General features: G+C 64.4%; 12 protein-coding genes and 1 tRNA gene. 2 read left to right on the top strand and 11 right to left on the bottom strand.

The window, feature by feature from the left end:
- Positions 1–18: 18 nt before the first annotated feature.
- Positions 19–2,505, top strand: coding sequence for an effector-associated domain EAD1-containing protein (locus QT386_RS08440; protein WP_289273312.1), 2,487 nt, complete (start codon positions 19–21; stop codon positions 2,503–2,505).
- A 69-nt stretch (positions 2,506–2,574) separates the two neighbouring features.
- Positions 2,575–3,663, top strand: a complete 1,089-nt coding sequence (locus QT386_RS08435; protein ID WP_289273311.1) for a caspase family protein — start codon at positions 2,575–2,577, stop codon at positions 3,661–3,663.
- A gap of 1,076 nt (positions 3,664–4,739) precedes the next feature.
- On the opposite strand, the gene QT386_RS08430 is transcribed toward QT386_RS08435, so the two are convergent.
- The 11 genes from QT386_RS08430 to carB form a co-directional block, all read right to left on the bottom strand.
- A complete protein-coding gene (locus tag QT386_RS08430; RefSeq protein WP_289273310.1) occupies positions 4,740–10,535 on the bottom strand; it encodes a hypothetical protein in 5,796 nt (1,931 codons plus the stop codon).
- Positions 10,513–11,280: a hypothetical protein gene (locus tag QT386_RS08425; protein WP_289273309.1), complete on the bottom strand. Its 768-nt coding sequence runs from the start codon at positions 11,278–11,280 to the stop codon at positions 10,513–10,515. The genes QT386_RS08430 and QT386_RS08425 overlap by 23 nt, the downstream gene beginning before the upstream one ends.
- Positions 11,281–11,703: 423 nt before the next feature.
- Positions 11,704–11,788, bottom strand: a tRNA-Leu gene (locus QT386_RS08420).
- 109 nt (positions 11,789–11,897) lie between these two features.
- A complete protein-coding gene (secG, locus tag QT386_RS08415; RefSeq protein ID WP_289273308.1) occupies positions 11,898–12,272 on the bottom strand; it encodes a preprotein translocase subunit SecG in 375 nt (124 codons plus the stop codon).
- Between the two features lie 18 nt (positions 12,273–12,290).
- Positions 12,291–13,058, bottom strand: coding sequence for a triose-phosphate isomerase (tpiA, locus tag QT386_RS08410; RefSeq protein WP_289273307.1), 768 nt, complete (start codon positions 13,056–13,058; stop codon positions 12,291–12,293).
- Positions 13,059–13,145: 87 nt separating this feature from the next.
- Positions 13,146–14,501, bottom strand: coding sequence for a phosphoglucosamine mutase (glmM, locus tag QT386_RS08405; RefSeq protein ID WP_289273306.1), 1,356 nt, complete (start codon positions 14,499–14,501; stop codon positions 13,146–13,148).
- 12 nt (positions 14,502–14,513) lie between these two features.
- Entirely contained in the window at positions 14,514–15,380 is an 867-nt protein-coding gene (gene folP / locus QT386_RS08400) for a dihydropteroate synthase (protein ID WP_289273305.1), read from the bottom strand.
- Between the two features lie 44 nt (positions 15,381–15,424).
- Positions 15,425–17,344 (bottom strand): ATP-dependent zinc metalloprotease FtsH, encoded by a 1,920-nt coding sequence (ftsH, locus tag QT386_RS08395; RefSeq protein ID WP_289273304.1) that lies wholly within the window; start codon positions 17,342–17,344, stop codon positions 15,425–15,427.
- Between the two features lie 51 nt (positions 17,345–17,395).
- Positions 17,396–18,022: a 23S rRNA (uridine(2552)-2'-O)-methyltransferase RlmE gene (gene rlmE, locus QT386_RS08390; RefSeq protein ID WP_289273303.1), complete on the bottom strand. Its 627-nt coding sequence runs from the start codon at positions 18,020–18,022 to the stop codon at positions 17,396–17,398.
- A gap of 94 nt (positions 18,023–18,116) precedes the next feature.
- Complete coding sequence (gene greA, locus QT386_RS08385; RefSeq protein WP_367401406.1) at positions 18,117–18,593, bottom strand: transcription elongation factor GreA; 477 nt, start codon at positions 18,591–18,593, stop codon at positions 18,117–18,119.
- Between the two features lie 133 nt (positions 18,594–18,726).
- Positions 18,727–21,942, bottom strand: a complete 3,216-nt coding sequence (gene carB, locus QT386_RS08380) for a carbamoyl-phosphate synthase large subunit (RefSeq protein WP_289273301.1) — start codon at positions 21,940–21,942, stop codon at positions 18,727–18,729.
- Positions 21,943–21,946: the final 4 nt, after the last annotated feature.

Genomic DNA, 21,946 nt, shown 5'->3' with positions numbered 1-21,946 from the left:
CGAGGACACGGCGCCACGATGAAGATCGAGCAAGCGATTTATGGCGAAGTCCGCCGCGGGCATGGACTGAGACTCACCAGTGGTGCCAGTGGGGTCGCCGCCGAACTGACTGAGCGACTGGATCTTCCGGATACTGCGCCAGCGGGCGTCGAGTGGTCCCCGTTCCTGAGTGCCTTCCCGCACCGTGAATACTTCGTCGTCGCACGTACTTTCGCGGACCCCGAGGCATCGCGGGCCGGCATGGTGAGAACGCACGCGCTGATCGCCCCGCTGGAGGAATTGGCTCAGACCGTGGACCTTCGGCCCTTGCTGGGTCTGCTGATCGAGTCGCTGCAGCACGTGGCCGTACTCGAGACGCTGGAGCTGGATCACTCCGACGCCATGCCTCCGGCCGCCGCCGATCTGGTCGCCATCACCGATGCCCTCACGAGCAAGGGACCGCTTCCGGTAGTGCGGCTCGGCAACGAGAACTTCGACGCCCTCGTCGTCGCGCTCTGGGCGCGGCTCTGGCCGCCATTCCGCCGGCGGTTCTCGTGTCGCCTGAGTTTCAGCCCGAACGACCTGGTGGAGCACTCGAAGCCGAACCTAGTCTGCGTGCCTGCGACGCTGGCGTCGCGGTGGTCGGGATTCAGGGTCGTGACCGCGGCTGCAGCGTCCTGGCCCGCCTCGCTGGCTTCACGCATCCTAACGGGCGATACCGCGGAGGCCGCAGCCGTAATCGCCTTTGCGCAGGAGATCGGCGCGGAGATCGACCGGCTCAGCGACCTGCCCTTGCTGGCCCAGGCGCACAAGATCGCCAGCAGCGATCGACGCGAATGCTCCCAGGTCGTCACGGCGTTGCGCCTGATAAGCCTGCTCTCGCCGAACCCCGCCGCGGGCACTGGCGCGAAGGCGGATCTGATGGCCGAACTGCTGCGGCTCTTGCCGCAGGCCTCTCCCCAGGACGTGCTGCTTCTGCGCAACTTCAACCTCCCCGGCATTGTCTCGATCGAAGCAGCCTGGTCAGCGCTGTCACTCTGGCTTTCGCAGAACCGCTTCGCGGAGCACGCGGACTCCGGCATGTGCGAGATCATCGAGAGCAGTTCCTCGACAGAGAAGGCGGTCCCGGTCTGGCGCGAGACAGTGGCGCAGGGATTCAAGGCTGGGATGTCGGCGCAAAGCAGTGCGCTGGCCACAGCGTTCTGGCGATGGTCGGATCGTGCGCCGCCCGTGGCCGAGATAGTGCTGGGTTTTTTCCCAAGGACGCGAGGGGTCGAGGAGACGCTCTCCGGCGCCTGTCCAAAACGACTCGACGCCGGCCGCGCCGATGTCATCCTGCGGCTGGCGGGCGAGCGGAAGTGGCTCCGGCTCCACGGGACGGTCGCGGCTGCGGCTTTCCCGCCGAAGGATGCGGTGAGAATGCAGCTTGCGGTGGATACCGTCGCTTCGGACCTTGACGGGCTGAAAGCGGCGTTGGGGCAGGCTGCACCCCTAGAGGTCGTGAGCTGCGCGATGGCGTTCGGCGATGCTCGGCTACGGCAACTCGCGGCAGTGCGAGTGGCTGACGACCCACCACTGCTGCGGCAGGCGGATCTCCTCAATCCGGTAATCCAGGATGTCTGGGCCCAGGCGATGAAGAGGAACCCCAACGCCTGGCAAGGTCCAAGTCACCCCGCCGCCGCTTGGGCTTCGCTGCTCGATTCGCTGCTTGGAGGCGGCACCGTCGATTCCGCGCTGATATCGGAATTGGCGAAATCACCGGTCGCAGACCTCTGCGATTTCCCCCGCAGGTCCGAGGTCTGGCGATTGATCGAGGCGAGCGCCCGAGCCGAGGCACTCGCCACCACTGCGACTGGATGGCTGAAGCGGGCAGCGCTCGGCCACCTTCCCTTCGTGCCCGAGGCCGAGTTCAAGACCGCAATCTCGAATAGCGCCCAGCTCGATCCATCTTTGGCGGCGCTAATCCCAACACAGCCAGGCATTGGCCTGCAGATCATCGCGACACTCGACGGCTTCGGCGAGTTGCGCTTCCTGGGCTGGCTCACGGTGCTGCTCAAAGGCGCACGATCACTGCCGCCTCCCGATGCGGAACTCCTCGGGCAGCTAATTCTGGCGAGACGCTGGAGCAAGGCGCTGGACTTGCTGGTGTTGCGCCTGCGCTGCGGCCGTACCGATCTCAAGCCCAGCGTCCGGCACTGTCATTCGATGCTGTCGCTATGGGAGCGATACTCCCTCAACCTGTCACGGCCATCTCCGGAGGAGAAGTGGCAACTGTTGGAGGAGGTCGCTGCGGAGCTGTATCCCAGCGGCCCGGATCACGACGAGTTATGGGAGCGCGCGCGGGGTAAGGCGCAGGACCTTCACTACGGCGGAAGCGGCCGGTCACGGTGGCGACAGGTCATCGAGCAGATGCGGCGCGGCAGCGGCTTTCAGGTCGGTAAACTGCTCGCCGAGATGCGCAAGGACTATCCCGCCAACGAGAAGCTGCGAACGCTCGCCGCAGAGCGCGAGTTTTTGCGGTGGTGATGGGGACTGCGCGGTTGGCTTGTGGGCCGAGGTCGAAATGCCACCACCAGATCAGATGGGGAATCCGCCATGAAGACCTGCTTTGACAGCGGGCACGCCCTCGTAGTCGCGATCTCGAATTACACCAGCGTGAAGCCGCTTCCACACGCGGTGATCAACGATGCACGGGACATCGTGTCGGTCCTGACCTCGCCGCAGTATTGCGGTTTCGAGCCGGAGAAGGTCACGGTCCTTCTGGATGACGATGCCACGCTGCAGAACCTGCGCGACGCGCTCGGCGCGCTGGCCACCCGCTGCGGTCCGCGAGATACTGTGCTGATCTATTTCTCCGGACATGGCGCACGTCTCGGCGGCGGCAGCGACCCTCAGAGTGCGCTGGTGCCGGTCGATGCGTCGAAAAGCGATCTGCGATCCACCTGCCTGATCGAAGGAGAGTTCAGCGCTGCCCTACAGGCGATCCGGGCCGAGCGCCTGATAGTGCTGCTCGATGCCTGTCACGCTGGCGGTGCCGGCAGCTTCAAGGGCGAGGGTCCGGAGGACAATCCCTTGCTCAGTTACGGCGAAAAATCCCTGGGGCGCTTGGCTCAGGGCCGCGGCCGCGTCATGATCGCGTCGTCGAGGGACAGCGAGACCTCCCTGATCCTTCATGGGGCGCGCAACAGCCTGTTCACGGACCACCTGCTGACCGCGCTCCGTGGTGGTGCCACGACCCGGGGCGACGGGTTGATTCGGGTTTTCGAGGTCTTCAATCACGTTGCCGAGAAGGTCAGGGCGGCGACACCGGACCAGCACCCGATCTTCAAGGCCAGCGATCTTGAGGACAATTTCCCGATCGCACTGGATCGAGGTGGTGTAGCGAAGCATGCTGTGCCGCTTGTGCCGTCCCAGGACGGCGATGACGGAAAGCCGCTCGAAGGCATCCTGGCCGAGCTCTACCCCATCGGACCGACCGACCAGGAGATTTGGGTGCGCGCCGGTGGCGATCTCTCCCGCCTCCGATTGCAGAGTACCGGGCGCGCCAGTTGGGTTGCCGCCTTGCGCACCCTGCGTCAAGGCGGAGGTGGCAGCGCGATCAACCGCACCACGCTGATCCAGGCAGCGTTGGGCGATTTCCCGCACCATGCCGGTTTGCTCACGGCCCTCGCGGCTGCGGCGTGAATCTTCGCCGGATGGGGCGCAGTCCTGCTGGCGGAACACAGCTTTCCGACTTTAGCTTCCGACGATGACGGTTGACCATCTTGGCGCGTGTCGCTGGTAGCAAGCGGCGGCCGGCGCAGCAGGACTCACTGAGAGCTGTAAGCCGGCTTTATCTATTCAGAAGACTAGCGACAGTGCTCAATGAGTTGTGGCCCGCTTGTGCTGACCGCTTGGAGGTCCGCTTTGGGCCGATTCGAACTGATTCCGCGACCGTCTGCTTCGGGCTCTTGACGAATATTGCGATAGGTCACTTGGTTCCATTGCTGCCGGTAACGAATGACCTCTTTGGGGAGAACTAATTTTCCAATCGAAAGACGGCTAGGGGCTGGAAGCAGGTATCTCCCCCTACCCTCGATAACTGCGCCTTATCGACGTCTTGACAATCACCGCCGTCTCATTAGAATCGAAGTGTCAGCAATAATAAAGGAGGCCCTCGCAAGGGGGTCTCCTTTTTTATTGCTCAAACCTATTTCCGGTGGAGAGACCCATGACACATGTAGTTCCCGTAGCGTGTCCGGAGTGCAGCATGCCCTGCTCAGAGTCCGTGGTGAACGGAATCTGTACTGTCTGCGAATTTGATGTCGCCACCTGGCAACGCGACCCGGCAAACGACTGGCCGCGCCAAAACTTGCAGATTCTCGTGGACCTCGTACACGAATGCAGGGAGACTGGGAAGAGCATTGGATATCCCGCCGCTCGCCACTATCCCCGCCATCAAGCCATTAGGTCGATCGGCGAGCAGCTGCACGCAGTCGGAGGCCAGAAAGCCATGGCCCGAATGCTGCAGTTGCTGGAAGCGGAGATCGGCAGATACGACGACGGCGATTGGGCTTCTTGTGGTTTCGTCAGCTTTTGCTGGGATGGCATCGGAACATGGCGCCCCTAGAAGCGCAGCTTCGGAATGATGCGCTTCCCCGGTATGGATTCCATTGGAACCTAGCTGATTTGATGTACACCAGGACGCTGGCTTTCACGGGCCATGACCTGCCTGCGTGCTGCTCTGATCCGTAGCGACTTCCGAACAGCGCGTTTCCCCATCATGCTTTTCCGTACAGAGCCGTTACCAGCGTCAATCCCCACCTGATGGCGTGGGTGTCGCGACTGAATTTCTTGTCGTCAATAAACCGCAAACGCATCCTCGGCGTGGGTCTCGCCCCCTCCCGCGAAGGTTGCACCGCAGCCTCCTTCACTTCGATCGAAAGACCGTGGTTTCCGACGAGTTTTCGTACACGTCGAATTTCCTCCTCGCTATCAAGTCGCATACGGCCGCGCTCAACCTCGCTGGCATAGGCCCACTTTCTCAGTAGCCATGTGAAGTCATCCGGCGCGCACGTGCGCAGCGCCTCAAGGAATGAGACAACGGCCTGCGCAGAGTCAGCCCCGCTATGCGCCTTCAACTCCTTTGGGAGAGGCGCCAAGCATCCGGCGCGCTCCATGGGATGCCTCGGCGACTTCGCGCCAGCTTTCCCCGAGGGAATGCTCGATAGCCATTCCAATCCGTCGCGCAAGCGCTCGAACCACGGGTCACCAGGAACGGGGCGCTTTCCGCGTAGCGCCTGCTCGAGCTTTTCCAAGCGGTCGAAGGTCAGCGCGTTCACATCAGGAGCCGGCTCGACCGGCGCGGCCACTTCCTTGGTCTTCCCCTTCGGCTTCGCTCCGGCAGCAGCGGTTTGATCCTGTAGTAGCGCGCGCTCGATGCGATTGCGCATCCAGCGATTGATCGCAGCCTGGCACTGAACCAGATCCGCGATCGCCTCAGCGGCTTTGCGTGCCTCGGCGCCCCAACGCTCGAAGGTCTTTTCCGAGCGCATACGCAACGCAAAACTGCGCGAGATATCCTCCTGCGCTTCCAGCTGCATCATGAAAGCATAGAACGTGATCCCAAGGGTGTGGACGTAGTGCTTGAGCGACGTGGTGGTATGGCTATGCCCGAGGACAGCGCTAGTAACCTGCATTCCGTGCCCAGAGGGTCCCTCGTAGCCCAACAGCAGCTCGAGCCGTTCTCCTCGGATCAGCAAGGGTTTCACCCATGGCAGGTCTTCGGCAATTCCATCGAAATCGACCGCATCTGCCAGGACACTGAGGAGCAGTCGACTGGCCATCGTGTGCCTCAAGTGGTGCAGGCCGAGTTCTTCGTCGCCTCCGACTTCCTGGATCACTCGGTTGATGGCGTCGAAGACGTGATAACCCTCCGTGGTTTCTGTCGGGACGGCATCCACGAGCATCCTGAGCCCCTGCTCCCGAGCCGCTGACACATCGGCTCTCGTCGTTTCCTGCAGGAATCCGACGGGATAGACACGCTCGGACCACGTCGTCTTCAAGCTGCGGTCGTCGTTGGCCTGGATACGGACGAGATCCCCTTGTGCATCCAAGGTGGGCGTGTACTGCCCCTCAGCTCGACGCAGGCCGGTGTCGGCGATCTTACAGAAGAGCTTTCGTGCGGACTCCCGGTGGCGCGGATTGGAAATACCCGAGCGTACCGACCCGAATCGCTCCTCTATCTGTAGAATCATGTCTACCGTGAGGATTTTGGCGCTGACGTTGTAGTCGGAATCGCGGCCTATGTCGCCGATCACGACCCCATCCTGGTCCACTTTCTCCTCGGGCTTTCCCTCGCGTCTTCTTCGTGCATTCCTCTTGCTCAGATTCGCTTGCTTCCTGCGCAGGAACGCCTTGAAGGCCGACCAGGCCTGGCTCACGTCCTGGTCCGAAAAATGCTCGGAGGTCGCCTCGGAAAGCCGCTGGAGGTCTCCCATGTCGATTCGGGACAAGTCACCAACGGTGTCTGCCATCCCCATCAACCCATCGCTGACGACGTGCACCAGGCGCGCCCATTCCTCGCGCCGGGCCTCTGGCAACTTCCCCTTATCGAGGGCCCCCTTTTCCAGCTCCAGCAGATACAGGGCAAAAGATCGAAGCAGCCGCTCGGTATTCAGCTTCAGCGACATAACAACGAGACGCCGCTTGAGCTCGCCATGGAGCGAGGAGCGAGCCCCCGTTAGCGCATATCCAAAGTTGTGTTTGGCTTTACGCAGATCCTCGGGAACGGCTTCGTCCACAGGAATCAACTCGGACTCCTCCGAGTCGTGTTCATCCAGGCTGGCCGCGGGCTTCTGCCCACCGGCCCCCTTCCCGGTCGGCGCAGGCCTCGGCGGCAACCCGGCAAGCCGGCGAATTTCCTTGTCGCCAAGGTCCTCCGTCGCAAATTCGCCGCAACTGTAGGCAGCCAGGATGGGCGAACTGCGAAGCATCACGCGCTGGACCGCCGCCAGCATCATCTTGGGCAAGGTCAGCGCAGGGGTCGGGGCACCGATCGACGCGAGGTAAGGCTTTACGGCGGTATACCACCGCCGATGGCGGCGCCCACGTCGCAACCCAAACACTTGTTGGATCACGGGGCGCAGCCTGTCGCGCTCGATCTGGAGATAGGCGGCGGTGAAGTTGTCGAAATACAGCGTCCGGTTCATCACCTGGCTGGTCCTGCGGCAGGGAGCCGTCAGTTGTACGTAGCGCAGGCTCCCGCTGACCAAGATGGGCTCCGTGCCGGCGACCCAGCGGAGGAAGACTTCCAGGATCGGCTGCCGGTTCAGTCCAAGACGCCACACTCCAATCATGATCAGGCGGCCCAGTTCTAGTAGGTCCGGGTGATCAAACCGATCAATCGGCAGGAGGCGACCGTCCTCGCCCCTCCCCTCCATCGTCGCTAGGTCCACGACTTCGTCTGCGGGATCGCCTGTATCGTCCGGCGAGGGACTCGACGCCCCGGCCGGTTCGTCGCCGGATGCTGGCTCCGGTTTCGCGGCATCTGTCGAGGCTGACGCGGCCAAGGCGGCCCGGGCTTGCTCGGCCGCGGCCCGTTTGGTGCGCGGCGCCCATTCGGCACGCGGCTTGGGACGTTCTTCCTCAGAAGACGGCTCTCGCGGCGCCGGAAGCTGCCGAAGCTCCGCCTCAAATTTCGGCAGGACGTGGGCTTCGAACCACGCCAGTATCTGCAGCGCCTCGCCATCGAGCAGCCAGTCCTTCGCGAACAACGCGCGGGGGCGACTTCCAAAGATGGGCAAGCCCGTCTTGGACCGAATCAGCGTGCAGGCCGATTCAACCCAGAGCCCCAGGTCGGGCACATCGGACTCGTACAACTGCCTGACCAGGGCCCTGATCAGTTCCAGGGCGGCCACGCGATCCGGCGGCTTGGCATCGAACACCTCGGCGTAACGCTGAGCGTCGACGACTTTGAAACGATCCTGTACCACGTTGTCGGGCAGCAGATTCTTCGACTCAGGGTCGCGCTCTTTGGGGGCTGCCAGCCTCGAGGCGGCGGGCGGCAAGCGCGGCAGGAATCGGCGCGGTGTGTCGGAGAAGCCCGGAACGACCAGAGGCTCTAAGCCGAGTCGTGTCTCCAAGGAGGCCTGCAGATCCAGCCAGGCTTTGACGAACACCGGCGTCGAAAGCGTCGAGGTGAACCGCCAGGGATTGCGGCCTCGGACCATATGGCCACTGCCTGCATCGGTCATCCGCCCGTACAGTTCCGTGGCTTCCGACCGGACCAGCTTGCGAGCCCAGTTGCCGGGAAGCCTCTTCGGAACACGGCTGCCCTCTTGGTAGTGAGGCCGGTAGGGACGCACCTCCCCAGACTTGGAGATGTACCAAAGCCGGAGCTCCCATCCACCGGCCGTTTGCACGAACGGCTGAAGTGCCGGGTACGTAAGCGACAAGTGCGAAGCAAAGGCAGCGTAGGCGGCCAGTTGCGCTTCCAGCCTCACCCCGAAGGGGACGATTCGATCGGTCGAGCCGTCGCTGACATGCTTATCGTCGGTAAAAGCCCAACGGCCGCTCAGCAGAATCCGGGGAATCGGGCTCGCAGTCTTTCGGCCGGCCGTGGCGAGCGCGATCCACTGGGCGGTTTGCATCGTCAGGTAATTGAAGGCCTCACGCCATCGCTTGGCGCCCACATGTGCTTCGAAGCGCTGGCGGGTACTGGTGAAGTACTCGCGCAGCAGATCAACGTTGAATCCATGAGGAGCCCCCACCCGCTCGCCCGGCGGCGGAGCGGGCAGATCCTCCGGCAGAGGGCCGGCAAGCGCTGACGCGGCCTGGCGCCACTGAGATTCCGCCATGGCGGTCCGGTAGGAGGCGTAGTGGATCAGGTTCTGAAGGTTCGCATCGGTGCTGTCGGTGATCAGCTTGACCAGCCCCAGGTCGCCACGGGACAGCCTCAGCAGTTCGGTCGCCAAGCGAATGCGAACACCCTTCTCGGTCACGGCCAGCGCCGGGGGCAGCTGACGCAGGAGTCGCCGTGCGGCGGACACCACCGCGGAGTGCTTCTTCAGCTTCATCTGGCTGCAGCGCTCTATCAGTGGTTGCCAGGCCGGCAGCAGCGCCAGCCGGACAGCGTCCCCATGGGGATCGCAAAGCTCGAGCATTTCGACCTTTTTCTTCAGCTTGGGCGTGCCGGCGAAGACGGTCAGGACCCCTTTCGCGACGTCCACTGCCACGGGGTCCTCCCGCGTCACTTTCGAGGACCCGAAGACCGGCAATGCGACCGCTTCGAAGGGGCGACCGCTCAGCAGGCTCAGGCCGACAGCCAAGCGAGCCATCAACTCGATATCGGATTCACCCTCGATGACCCGGACGAGCGCCAGCACCGCGTCCACCGCGTCCCTGGAAATGCGCCAGTGGGACCAAGGCAACAGGGCATTGTTGTACTCAATGGCACATTGGGCACCCTTGGAGGCGTAGTAGGCCTTGAGCAGGTCGTCACCATCGCCCAGGAAGACCGTGGCGGCCGGCTCGGCCCCTTCGGCGATGTCGGGGTCGTCGTTGGCCTCCTTGTCGCCGATGATGCGCTGCGGCATGGAGATGAAATCGACGGCAATCCCGCCCAGGACGCCGGTGTCGATCGGGGTGATGACTTCGGTGAGGCTGGGGGCACGCTTCAAAACCGGCTTGAAGCGTTCGCGAACCACGCCATCGGTCATGACCCGAGTGGTGCCCTTGCGGGTCGAAAGCAGGTGCCCCCACCACAGCGACGCCAGGAACTGCGTCACTTCGATGTCGAAGATTCCCTTCGCGTCCTTGATCTCGGCGAGAAACCGGCCCTGGTCGAAACCCGGCTCCTTGCGCAGGCTTTCACGCCACCGACTGCGCTCTTCCTCCCGGATCCTGGCGCCGACGCGGAGGACCCGGGCGAGCGACTTGGCTTTGGGCTCGTCGAGGTCCAGGCCCAGTTTCACGGCCTTTGACAGAGCATCGCGGTAGGTCGAGTCGCCCAGCTTGCGGAGCTTCAGACCGGCGTTGTAGATCTGCCTGCCGTCCTTGCTGTCCTCCAGCAATCGCGAGGAATCATCGCCGTGCAGGTAGTTGCTGTATTCCAGCTCTGTCAGCTTCTTACGATTGAAGCGGATGCCTTGCCAGACGAACCAGGCGACGATCTGGTCGAAGTCGTCATTGTCGCGGGCTCCTCCGGCGCCATGCCAGACCAGAAGCATGTCGGTGATCCCGCTGTCTCCGCAGTGGGGGCGCAGCTGCTGATTGATGTCCCTGCCTGCCAGGGACCCGGCGTTGAACTCCAAGACGGTCTGGGTCACCTCGGCAACCCGCCGGAGCACGCTCAGGCGGGCGTCGTAGTCCTTGATCTCGGCACAGGACAGCAAAGCCCTGAATCGCCCATCGGCAAGCCGGAAGAAGTGGTCGATCGCCAGTCCGATGCCCCGCAAGGATCTATGCGCGCGCAGGACATACAGGGCAGCAACCAGTTGCTCCCGGATAACCCCCTGGGCCGCCATGAGCTCCGTCAGCTCATCAATCGGCCGGTCAATCGGCCGGGCCATTTCCATTCCCCTCTGCCGGGGCCGCCTCTCCTGCACCAGGCGCCCGGGCACGCCGGTTGCGGCCCCGCCATGGCGCTGGTTTCCGCCGCTCGGCACAACCCGCTCGGGAGAGGCCGCTCAACTGGCTGGCGAGATCAAGGCTAGGAGCAAACCTGGCGATTTCTTCGGCATGCTCGGTTACCAGTGGCTCGAAATGGTGCAATACCGCCCGGACGATCTCGACCAGGGAGCGGACCGGGGGTACCTCACCCACCGACCGCATGGCAACGACCTCCATGTCGGGGGAGTGGTGCCAGGCCATGAGAGCCGGGAGCACGTTTGCCACGATCCGCCGGCGCTCGTCCCGCGCGGGGTCCATCACAATGGGCGGCGCCCACCCCAGGCATTGCCGGATGAAGGACTCGGGCAGCACCTGCAGGTAGGCCGCCAGATCGGGCCCCGCGACGATCAGGCCGGCCTCCGGGGCATATCCGGCCGGCAATTCCTCCCAGCCGATGTCGCCCAAGGGGATCACGACGCCCTGCGGACGGACGTCCACGTGGACACCGGCCGGAAGTGAATCAGGGCTCGGAAGGTGGGCGGCGAGCAATTGCGCGAAGCGAACTTGGCTGGCCGCCAGCAGAAGGGCGTTCTTCGCCAAGGTGGATTGCCATGCCCTAGGTCCCGGCGGTCGAAGCGCCAGTGCGCGCAACGCAGCGCAGGGCAGCCTGTGTCCAGCAATGACGACCTGGGGTGCCAGTTCGTCGAGCATCAGTCGACCCATACCGGCGACGCGGGCTGGGGATTTCCCCGCCGGCGCAGTGCGCCCGGGGTGGCCCGACGGTCAAAAATTCTGGACTTGGCTTCCCTCACTCGATTCACCGAATTGGGGTTCAATCGAGCTTAATCGGCGGGAACCGGAAAAGCAAAGGGGGTTAGCCCTGCGGCTAACCCCCTGAAATATCTCGATGTGGCACGTTTTGGACCGATTGGCGCCTATCCTGACCGCCCCAGCCCGACTACCCAGTTAGCTTTATGAGCCGACGAGCTGCCAGACTGCTCCACCCCGCACCAGACAGACGATCATTATAGTCTGTTACCGCTGATCAATCAACCACTTTGCGCTGCCTCGAGCCTGCATTCTGAAGGCCTGGACAACCTCCGGACGATTGCTTCCGGAGTCCTGCTTTTGGGGTGGTGCCCACGGAGAGACTCGAACTCCCATGGCTCTCGCCGTTACCACCTCAAGGTAGTGTGTCTACCAATTCCACCACGTGGGCACTGCTTACCAAAACCGCCGACGGATCACGATGTTGCCGTGGCCGTCGAGGGGCGCGGATTGTAGCGCCCCTTTTCGAGTTTGTCTCGAATTTGTCGCCAGATTCCTGCTTATTCGGGGACGACCGGAGCTGCCGGAGCGGCAGGCTCGGCGGCCGGGGCCGTCGCAGGGGTATCCAGAGCCGGAACGGCCGGCGCGGGAGCTGCGGCCGGGGCCTCGGTCTTGACCGAGTCGACCACCGAGGCGGCTTCCTTGGTGCCGTGGACCAGGTAGGCCAGGGCCAGGCTGGCAATGAAGAACACCGTCGCCAGGTAGGCCGTGGCGCGCGACAGGAAGTTGGCCGAGCCGCGCGAGCCGAAGACCGTGCCCGAAGCGCCGCTGCCGAAGGCGGCGCCGGCGTCGGCGCCCTTGCCGTGCTGCAGCAGGATCAGACCGACCAGGCCGATGCCGACCAGCACCTGCAGGATGACCAGGAACGTATGCATGTACTCGAGAACCCTTTGCTAGCTCAGGGACTGCGCCGCGGCGCAGATCGCCAGGAAATCCGCGGCCTTCAGCGAGGCGCCACCGATCAGGCCGCCATCGACATCCGGATTGGCGAAGAGCGCCTGGGCGTTGTCCGCCTTGACGCTGCCGCCGTAAAGAATCCGCGTGGAATCAGCAATATTAGCACTACGGCCGCGCAATTGACCACGGATGAAGGCGTGCGCGTCCTGGGCCTGCTGCGGCGAGGCGGTCTTGCCGGTACCGATCGCCCAGACCGGCTCGTAGGCAATGACGGCATTGGCAAAGCTCTCGGCACCGCAGAGATCCAGCACCGCGTCCAGCTGGCGCGCCAGCACGGCCTCGGTCTGGCCACCTTCACGCTCGGCCAGCGTCTCGCCGACGCAGAGCACGGGCGTAAGGCCGGCCTTCTGGGCGGCCTGGTACTTCTGCGCCACCAGGGCATCGGTTTCGCCGTAGAGCGCGCGGCGCTCGGAGTGCCCGACCAGGACATGGCCGCAGCCGGTGTCGCGCAGCATGGCGCCCTGCACCTCGCCGGTAAAGGCGCCAGCCTTCTCCTGCTCGCTCAGGTTCTGGGCGCCCAGCAGCACGGCAGAACCCTGCAGGCGGCCACCGACCGAATCCAGGTACGGGAACGGCGGGCACACCAGGATCTCCACCTTGGCGTTGGCGCCGGCACCAGCCAGCAGGCCGTCCAGCAGCGCGGCGTTCTCGGCGCGGTTGCCATTCATCTTCCAGTTGCCGGCAACCATGTAACGGCGGCTCATCGTGTTCCCCTGTATCAGTTCTTTATTCGTGAATCGTGGATTTTAAAGGATCGTCCCTTGAGGATGCGAAAAAGCCGTTTCGTACCCTCAGGCTGCGGAGGCGATGGAATTCGCTGCTTCGCGCACGCGATCGGCGATCAGGCGGGCGCTGCTGTCGGCCAGGTCCTGGGCGTCGGCCTCGACCATGACGCGCACCAGCGGCTCGGTGCCCGAGGCGCGCAGCAGCACGCGGCCGCGCTGGCCCAGACCCGCCTCGGCTTCCCTCACCGAAGCCTTGACCCCGGCGGCTTCCAGCACCGGCGCGGCCTTGCCGGTGACCGGCACGTTGATCAACACCTGCGGGTACTTCTGCATGCCGGCGGCCAACTCGCGTAGCGTGCGCCCGGTGGTAGCCAACACCTCCAGCACCTGCAAAGCGGTCACGGTGCCGTCGCCGGTGGCGCTACGGTCCAGGCACAGCGTATGGCCGGAGGTCTCGCCGCCCAGCAGGCCGCCTTCGGCGCGCAGCATTTCCAGTACGTAGCGGTCGCCCACCTTGGCGCGGCGGAAAGCCACGCCCTGGGCTCGCAGGGCGTTTTCCAGGCCCAGGTTGCTCATCAGCGTGCCAACCACCGGCCCCTGCAGCAGGTGCTGGCGCAGGCGATCATTGGCGAGGATGTAGAGGATCTCGTCTCCATCGACCGCCCTGCCCTCGTGATCGACCATCAGGCAGCGGTCGGCATCGCCGTCGAGCGCGATGCCGAGATCGGCGCCGTGCTCGAGCACCGCCTTCTGCAAGGATTCGAGGTGGGTGGAGCCACAGCCTTCATTGATGTTGAAGCCGTCCGGCTTGGCATGGATGGCGATGACCTGCACGCCGAGACGCTGCAGGGTCTCCGGCGCGGTCTGGTAGCCGGCGCCATTGGCGCAGTCCAGCACGATCTTCATGCCGTCCAGCCGCGGGCCGCGGTAGGCGATCAGGCAGTGGCTGACGTACTGCTCCACCGATCGGGCGATGCGCCGCGCGGCGCCTACCTGCTCCGGAGCCACGCAGCGCATTTCCTCCTCCAGCAGGGCTTCGATGCGTAGTTCGACCTCGTCGCTGAGCTTGCCGCCATCAGGACCGAAGAACTTCACGCCGTTGTCGTAGTGGGGGTTGTGCGAGGCGGAGATCACCACGCCGGCACAGGCGCCGAGATTGCGGGTCAGCACCGATACGCCCGGGGTCGGCAGCGGCCCCAGCAGGCCCACGTCCATGCCGGCGGCGGAAAACCCCGCCTCCAGGGCCGACTCGAACAAGTAGCCCGAACGGCGCGTGTCCTTGCCGATCAGCACCTGGCGGCCCGGCTGGCCGCCCAGCACCTTGCCGGCGGCCCAGCCCAGCTTCAGTGCGAATTCGGGGGTCAGCGGCTTCTCACCGACCCGCCCACGGACACCGTCCGTTCCAAAGTACTTGCGGCTCATATCGTTATCTCTCTAGCCCAGTTGGCTGTTCGGGGAGTCATGGCTGCTCGCCCCAGCCTGTTTCACGGATTGTGCGACCTTCAAGGCCTCTACGGTAGGACCTACGTCATGGACACGCAGGATGCGGGCGCCTTGCCAGGCGGCCAGCACCGCGCCCGCCAGGCTGCCTGCCAGCCGGCCCTCCACCGGTTGCCCCAGCAATTGTCCGAACATGGATTTGCGCGACAAGCCCACCAACAGGGGGCAATGCAGGTCCGCGAAGGCGTCCAGGCGCCCCAGCAGCGCCAGGTTGTGCTCCAGCTTCTTGCCGAAGCCGAAGCCGGGGTCCAGCACCAGCCGCTCGCGCGGGATGCCGGCCGCCTGGCAGGCCTGGATGCGCTCCTGGAGAAAGCCGTGAACCTCGGCCACGACATCGGCGTAGCGCGGATCCTGTTGCATGGTGCGCGGCTCGCCCTGCATATGCATCAGGCACACCGCGGCGCCGGCCGCGGTAGCCGTTTCCACTGCAGATTCCGCTCTCAGCGCATTGATGTCATTGATTATTTCAGCACCGGCACGGCAGGCTTCACGCATCACGGCGGGCTTGGCGGTATCCACCGACAGCACCACGTCGAACTCGCGGGACAGGCGCTCGATGACCGGCACCACCCGATCCAGTTCTTCGGCTTCGCCGACCGGGGCCGCTCCAGGGCGGGTGGACTCGCCACCGATGTCGATGATGGCGGCGCCCTCGCCCGCCATCTGCCGGGCGCGCACCAGGGCCCGCTCCCGCGTGGCATGCAGCCCGCCGTCGGAGAAGGAATCAGGGGTGACGTTGAGGATGCCCATGACCACCGGCGCATCAAGCGCCAGTCGCCGCCGGGGTAACTGGAGGAACATGGGAAGCAAAAAGACGGGGCGCGTCGCCGCGCCCCGTCGTCAAATCAGCCGATGCTGGCCGGCTTGCCTGCCGGGCCAGGGGCCGGACGCTCCGGAGGGGAGCGCGGCGCATCGGGCGGACGGCCGCTGCCGTCGGTCCAGCTCTCCGGCTCTCCGGCTTCCTGCCCGGCCATGATGCGGGCCAGCTGGGCCGCATCGATGGTCTCGTACTTGATCAGGGCGTCGGCCATCGCGTGCAGCTTGTCGAGGTTGCCCTCGATGATGTCCTTGGCCAGCTTGTAGTTGCGGTCGATGACCTGGCGGATTTCCTGGTCGATCACGGAGGCCGTGTTGTCGGAGACGTGCTTGGTCTGCGTCACGCTCTTGCCCAGGAACACCTCGCCGTTGTCCTCGCTGTAGGACAGCGGGCCGAGGCGCTCGGACAGGCCCCACTTGGTGACCATGTTGCGGGCGATGTCGGTGGCACGCTCGATGTCGTTGGACGCGCCCGTGGTGACCTTATCGGCACCAAAGATCACTTCCTCGGCGATACGGCCACCAAACAGCGAGCAGATCGAGGAATTGAGGCGCTGCTTGCTGTAGCTATAGCGGTCCTCTTCCGGCAGGAACATGGTCACGCCCAGGGCGCGGCCGCGCGGGATGATCGTGACCTTGTAGACCGGGTCATGGTCCGGCACCGACAGGCCGACGATGGCGTGGCCGGCCTCGTGGTAGGCGGTGAGCTTCTTCTCTTCTTCGGACATCACCATGCTGCGGCGCTCGGCGCCCATCATGATCTTGTCCTTGGCCTTCTCGAAGTCGATGTGGTCGACCAGGCGCTTGTTGGCGCGGGCGGCGAACAGCGCGGCCTCGTTGACCAGGTTGGCGAGGTCGGCACCGGAGAAGCCCGGCGTGGCGCGCGCGATGATCTCCGGCTTGACGTTGTCGGCCAGCGGCACGGCGCGCATGTGGACCTTGAGGATCTGCTCGCGGCCGCGCACGTCCGGCAGCGGCACGACCACCTGGCGGTCGAAGCGGCCCGGACGCAGCAGCGCCGGGTCCAGCACGTCCGGACGGTTGGTGGCAGCGATGACGATGACGCCCTCGCTGCCCTCGAAGCCGTCCATCTCGACCAGCAGCTGGTTGAGGGTCTGCTCGCGCTCGTCATGACCGCCGCCCAGGCCGGCGCCGCGGTGACGGCCCACTGCGTCGATTTCGTCGATGAAGATGATGCAGGGCGCGTGCTTCTTGGCCTGCTCGAACATGTCGCGCACGCGGCTGGCGCCGACGCCGACGAACATCTCGACGAAGTCCGAACCCGAGATCGTGAAGAACGGCACGCCGGCCTCGCCAGCGATAGCCTTGGCCAGCAGGGTCTTGCCGGTACCCGGCGAGCCCACCATCAGCACGCCACGCGGAATCTTGCCGCCCAGCTTCTGGAACTTGGCCGGATCACGGAGGAAGTCGACCAGCTCGGCCACTTCCTGCTTGGCTTCCTCGACGCCGGCGACGTCGGCGAAGGTGATCTTCACCTGGTCGGCATTGAGCATGCGGGCGCGCGACTTGCCGAAGGACATGGCACCGCGGCCGCCGCCACCGCCCTGCATCTGGCGCATGAAGTACACCCAGACCGCGATCAGCAGCAGGATCGGGAAGGCGTTCATCAGCAGCTGCAGCAACAGCGGGGTTTCCTTGGGCAGGCTGCCGGTGAACTTGACGTTGCTGTCCAGCAGCTGGCCGACCATGGCCTTGTTGTCGGTCTCCGGGCTGACCGTGGTGAAGCGTGAGCCGCCTTTGAGTTCGCCGCGGATGATCTGGCCTTCGATAACCACGTCGGCGACGTTGCCTTCCTTGACCTGGTTAATGAACTCCGAATACTGCAACTCGGGCTGGGCCCGGCTGCGGGACGAGAAGCTCTGGAAGACCGTCATCAGCACGATGAGGATCACCACCCAGAGCAACAGATTTTTGGCCAGATCGTTCAAAGCTTTATCCTTGATTCCCGTTACCGCAACGGTTGCCTCAACCGCACGTTACTACGCCCTGTACCCCCGCGCCAGCAGATAAACCTCACTACTGCGCGGCCGCGAGGCCTTGGGCTTGCGAATCGTCACCGATTCAAAGGCTTTGCGCATCGCCCCGAGGTAGGCATCGAAGCCTTCCCCCTGGAAAATCTTGACCAGCAGGACGCCTTTTGGTTTCAGGTGGGCCTTGGCAAAGTCCAGCGCCAGCTCGCAGAGATGGATGCTCCCGGCCTGGTCCGCAGCGTCTATTCCACTCAGGTTGGGGGCCATATCCGACAAAACAAGGTCTACCGCCCGGCTTCCAATCGCGGCCTCCAGCCGGTGCAGCACGGATTCCTCGCGGAAGTCGCCCAGGATGAACTCCACATCCGCGATCGGCTCCATGTCGAGGATGTCCAGGGCCAGCAGGCGGCCCGAGGGGCCCAGCAAGGGACGGGCCAGCTGGCTCCAGCCGCCGGGGGCGGCGCCCAGGTCCACGACCACCTGCCCCTGCTTGAGGATGCGGTCCTTTTCCTGGATTTCCTGGAGCTTGAACACTGCCCGGGAGCGGTAGCCCAGCCGGCGGGCCTCCTGGACGTAATGGTCGGCCTTGTGCTCGGCAAGCCAGCGGGCGGAACTGGGACGGCGTTTCTGGCTCATGGGGCTGCGCCCGGGAATCGAGAATCGAGAATCGGGGATCGTAACAGCAAGCTGGCTTCTACGATTCCCAACTCCCCATTCCCGATTCCCGTCTTCAGATGTAGTGCACCGCGATGATTTCGAACTCGCGGGTGCCGGCCGGGGTGGCGACCGCCACCATGTCGCCTTCCTTCTTGCCGATCAGGGCCTTGGCGATGGGAGAGTTCAGCGAAATCAGGCCCACCTTGGCGTCGGCCTCGTCCTCGCCAACGATCTGGTACTTCAACTCGTCGCCGCTGTCGACGTCGGACAGGTCGACGGTGGTGCCGAAGATGACCTTGCCGGAGGCCGGCAGCTTGGTGACGTCGATGACCTGGGCCATCGACAGCTTGCCCTCTATCTCTTGGATGCGACCCTCGTTGAAGCCGTGCTGCTCGCGGGCGGCGTGGAATTCGGCGTTCTCGCGCAGGTCACCCTGCTTGCGGGCCTCGTCGATGGATTCGATGATCTTGGGGCGCAGTTCGCTCTTGCGGTAGCGGAGTTCTTCCTGCAGCTTTTCGGCGCCGCGCGCCGTCATCGGGGTCATGCTCATTTTCCGAATCTCTTCTCTAAGACGTTACCAAAAGCAAAAGCAGACCCACCGCCCCTCCTCGGGGCGGCAGGCTCTGTCCGGATTCAATCAAAGATACCCCAAAATTCCGGGTACCTGAATACAGTCCTCAGACCTACAGGGTCGCGTGCAACGCCTGCAGCCTGTTGACCTCCAGTTCGTTGAGATGTTCCATCGCCACCGCCGCCGCCAGGGCACCGGCAATGGTCGTGAAGTAGCAGACCTTGTGCTGGATCGCGGCACCACGGATGGACCGCGACTCCTCGATCGAGATCTTGCCTTCGGTGGTGTTGGCGATGAACTGGATCTCGCCGTTCTTGATCATGTCCACGCAGTGCGGGCGGCCTTCCTTGACCTTGTTGACGCCCGCACAGGCGATGCCGGCCTTCTGGATCAGCGCCGCGGTGCCATGGGTGGCAAAGACCTTGAAGCCGTGGCCGCTGAGGATGCGTGCCAGTTCGACGGCCTTCTTCTTGTCGCGGTCGCGCACGGAGATGAATGCGGCGCCCTTGGAAGGCACCACCTGCCCCGCCGCCAGCAGCGACTTGTTGAAGGCCTCGCCGAAGGAGGCACCCACGCCCATGACTTCGCCGGTGGAGCGCATCTCGGGGCCCAGCAGCGGATCCACCGAGGGGAACTTGTTGAACGGGAAGACCGACTCCTTGACGGAGTAGTACTTCGGAATCAGCTCCTCGGTGATGCCCTGGCTCTTCAGGCTCTGGCCGGCCATGCAGCGCGCGGCGATCTTGGCCAGCGGGCGGCCGGTGGCCTTGGACACAAAGGGACTGGTGCGCGAGGCGCGCGGGTTCACTTCCAGCAGGTAGACCTTGCCGTCCTGCACGGCGAACTGCGCGTTCATCAGGCCGACCACGTTGAGCGCCTTGGCCAGCTTGAAGATCTGGTTGCGGATCTCGTCGACGATCTTCTTCGGCAGCGAGTACGGCGGCAGCGAGCAGGCGGAGTCGCCGGAATGCACCCCGGCCTCTTCCACGTGCTCCATGACGCCGCCGATCACCACGTCCTTGCCGTCGGACAGCGCGTCGACGTCCACCTCGATGGCGTCATTGAGGAAGCGGTCGAGCAGCACCGGGGAATCGTTGGAGACCTGCACGGCCTCGGTCATGTAGCGCTTGAGGTCGGCGTCGTCATGGACGATTTCCATGGCGCGGCCACCCAGCACGTAGGACGGACGCACCACCAGCGGGTAGCCGACCTTGTTGGCCACGGCCAGGGCCTGCTTCTCGGAGGTGGCGGTGCCGTTGGGCGGCTGCAGCAGCTTGAGCTTCTCGACCAGCTTCTGGAAACGCTCGCGGTCCTCGGCGAGGTCGATGGCGTCCGGCGTGGTGCCGATGATCGGCGCGCCGGCGGCCTCGAGCTGGCGGGCCAGCTTCAGCGGGGTCTGTCCGCCGAACTGCACGATCACGCCCTTGGGCTTCTCGAGGTCGATGATCTCCATCACGTCTTCGAAGGTCAACGGTTCGAAGTAGAGGCGGTCGGAGGTGTCGTAGTCGGTCGACACGGTCTCCGGATTGCAGTTGATCATGATCGTCTCGTAGCCATCCTCGCGGAGGGCCAGGGACGCATGCACGCAGCAGTAGTCGAACTCGATACCCTGGCCGATACGGTTGGGGCCGCCCCCGAGCACCACGATCTTGTCGCGGCTGGAGGTCTGCGCCTCGCACTCCTCGTCGTAGCTGGAGTACAGGTAGGCGGTGGACGACGGGAACTCGGCAGCGCAGGTGTCCACGCGCTTGTAAACCGGGCGCACGCCGAGCTTGTGGCGGCGCTTGCGCACGGATTCTTCCTTGACACCGATCAGCTTGGCGATGCGGCGATCAGAGAAGCCCAGGCGCTTGTAGCGGCGCAGGTCGGCTTCCTCGACGGTGCTGATCTTCTGCTCGGCGATCTCGGCCTCGGTCTGGATGATCTCTTCGATCTGTTCCAGGAACCAGGGGTCGATCTTGGACAGCTTGAACACGTCCTCCACGCTCATGCCGGAGCGGAAAGCATCACCGACGAACCAAAGGCGCTTGGCGCGCGGGGTGGCCAGCTCGTCGCGGATGCGGCTGAGGCTCACGGCCTCGTAGTCCGGCACCTGCGGCTCGAAGCCATCGCTGCCCACTTCCAGGCCGCGCATCGCCTTCAGCAGCGACTCCTGGAAGTTGCGACCGATGGCCATGACCTCGCCCACCGACTTCATCTGCGTGGTGAGACGCGAGTCGGCCTGGGGGAACTTCTCGAAGGTGAAGCGCGGTATTTTGGTGACGACGTAGTCGATGCTCGGCTCGAACGAGGCCGGAGTGACCCCACCGGTGATCTCGTTGCGCAGCTCGTCCAGCGTGTAGCCGACGGCCAGCTTGGCGGCGATCTTGGCGATGGGGAAACCCGTGGCCTTGGAGGCCAGCGCCGAGGAGCGCGACACGCGCGGATTCATCTCGATCACGATCATGCGCCCGTCTTTCGGGTTGATCGAGAACTGCACGTTGGAGCCACCGGTTTCCACGCCGATCTTGCGCAGCACCGCCAGCGAGGCGTTGCGCATGATCTGGTATTCCTTGTCGGTGAGCGTCTGCGCCGGCGCGACGGTGATCGAGTCGCCGGTGTGCACGCCCATCGGATCGAAGTTCTCGATCGAGCAGACGATGATGCAGTTGTCCTTGCGGTCGCGGACCACCTCCATCTCGTACTCTTTCCAGCCGAGCAGCGATTCCTCGATGAGGACCTCGGTGGTCGGCGAGAGGTCGAGGCCGCGGGTGACGATCTCCTCGAACTCTTCGTGGTTGTAGGCAATGCCGCCGCCGGTGCCGCCCAGCGTGAAGCTCGGGCGGATGATCACCGGGAAGCCGATATCCGCCTGGATTTTCTTGGCCTCGTCCCAGGTGTGGGCCACGCCGGAGCGCGCCGATCCCAGGCCGATCTCGGTCATGGCATCGCGGAACTTCTGGCGGTCCTCGGCGAGGTCGATGGCGGTCGGCGAGGCGCCGATCATCTGCACGCCGAACTTCTCCAGCACGCCGTGCTTGGCCAGGTCCAAGGCGCAGTTCAGCGCGGTCTGGCCGCCCATGGTCGGGAGCACCGCGTCCGGGCGCTCCTTCTCGATGATGCGTGCGACGGTCTCCCAGCGGATCGGCTCGATATAGGTGGCATCGGCCATCTCCGGGTCAGTCATGATCGTGGCCGGATTGGAGTTGACCAGGATGACCTTGTAGCCCTCCTGGCGCAGCGCCTTGCAGGCCTGGGCACCGGAGTAGTCGAACTCGCAGGCCTGGCCGATCACGATGGGACCGGCGCCGATGATCAGGATGCTCTTGATGTCTGTGCGTTTTGGCATGGCT

The organism is Solimonas sp. SE-A11, assembly GCF_030345715.1.
Lineage (GTDB): Bacteria > Pseudomonadota > Gammaproteobacteria > Nevskiales > Nevskiaceae > Solimonas_A.
The sequence above is the reverse complement of the archived record's forward strand: the minus strand, read 5'-3'. Positions and strand labels throughout refer to the sequence as shown.

Bases quoted from the DNA above. Each gene is read 5' to 3' on its own strand.
- QT386_RS08440 (WP_289273312.1), top strand. From the start codon at position 19: ATGAAGATCGAGCAAGCGATTTATGGCGAAGTCCGCCGCGGGCATGGA.
- QT386_RS08435 (WP_289273311.1), top strand. From the start codon at position 2,575: ATGAAGACCTGCTTTGACAGCGGGCACGCCCTCGTAGTCGCGATCTCG.
- QT386_RS08430 (WP_289273310.1), bottom strand. From the start codon at position 10,535: ATGGAAATGGCCCGGCCGATTGACCGGCCGATTGATGAGCTGACGGAG.
- QT386_RS08425 (WP_289273309.1), bottom strand. From the start codon at position 11,280: ATGCTCGACGAACTGGCACCCCAGGTCGTCATTGCTGGACACAGGCTG.
- secG (WP_289273308.1), bottom strand. From the start codon at position 12,272: ATGCATACGTTCCTGGTCATCCTGCAGGTGCTGGTCGGCATCGGCCTG.
- tpiA (WP_289273307.1), bottom strand. From the start codon at position 13,058: ATGAGCCGCCGTTACATGGTTGCCGGCAACTGGAAGATGAATGGCAAC.
- glmM (WP_289273306.1), bottom strand. From the start codon at position 14,501: ATGAGCCGCAAGTACTTTGGAACGGACGGTGTCCGTGGGCGGGTCGGT.
- folP (WP_289273305.1), bottom strand. From the start codon at position 15,380: ATGTTCCTCCAGTTACCCCGGCGGCGACTGGCGCTTGATGCGCCGGTG.
- rlmE (WP_289273303.1), bottom strand. From the start codon at position 18,022: ATGAGCCAGAAACGCCGTCCCAGTTCCGCCCGCTGGCTTGCCGAGCAC.
- greA (WP_367401406.1), bottom strand. From the start codon at position 18,593: ATGAGCATGACCCCGATGACGGCGCGCGGCGCCGAAAAGCTGCAGGAA.
- carB (WP_289273301.1), bottom strand. From the start codon at position 21,942: ATGCCAAAACGCACAGACATCAAGAGCATCCTGATCATCGGCGCCGGT.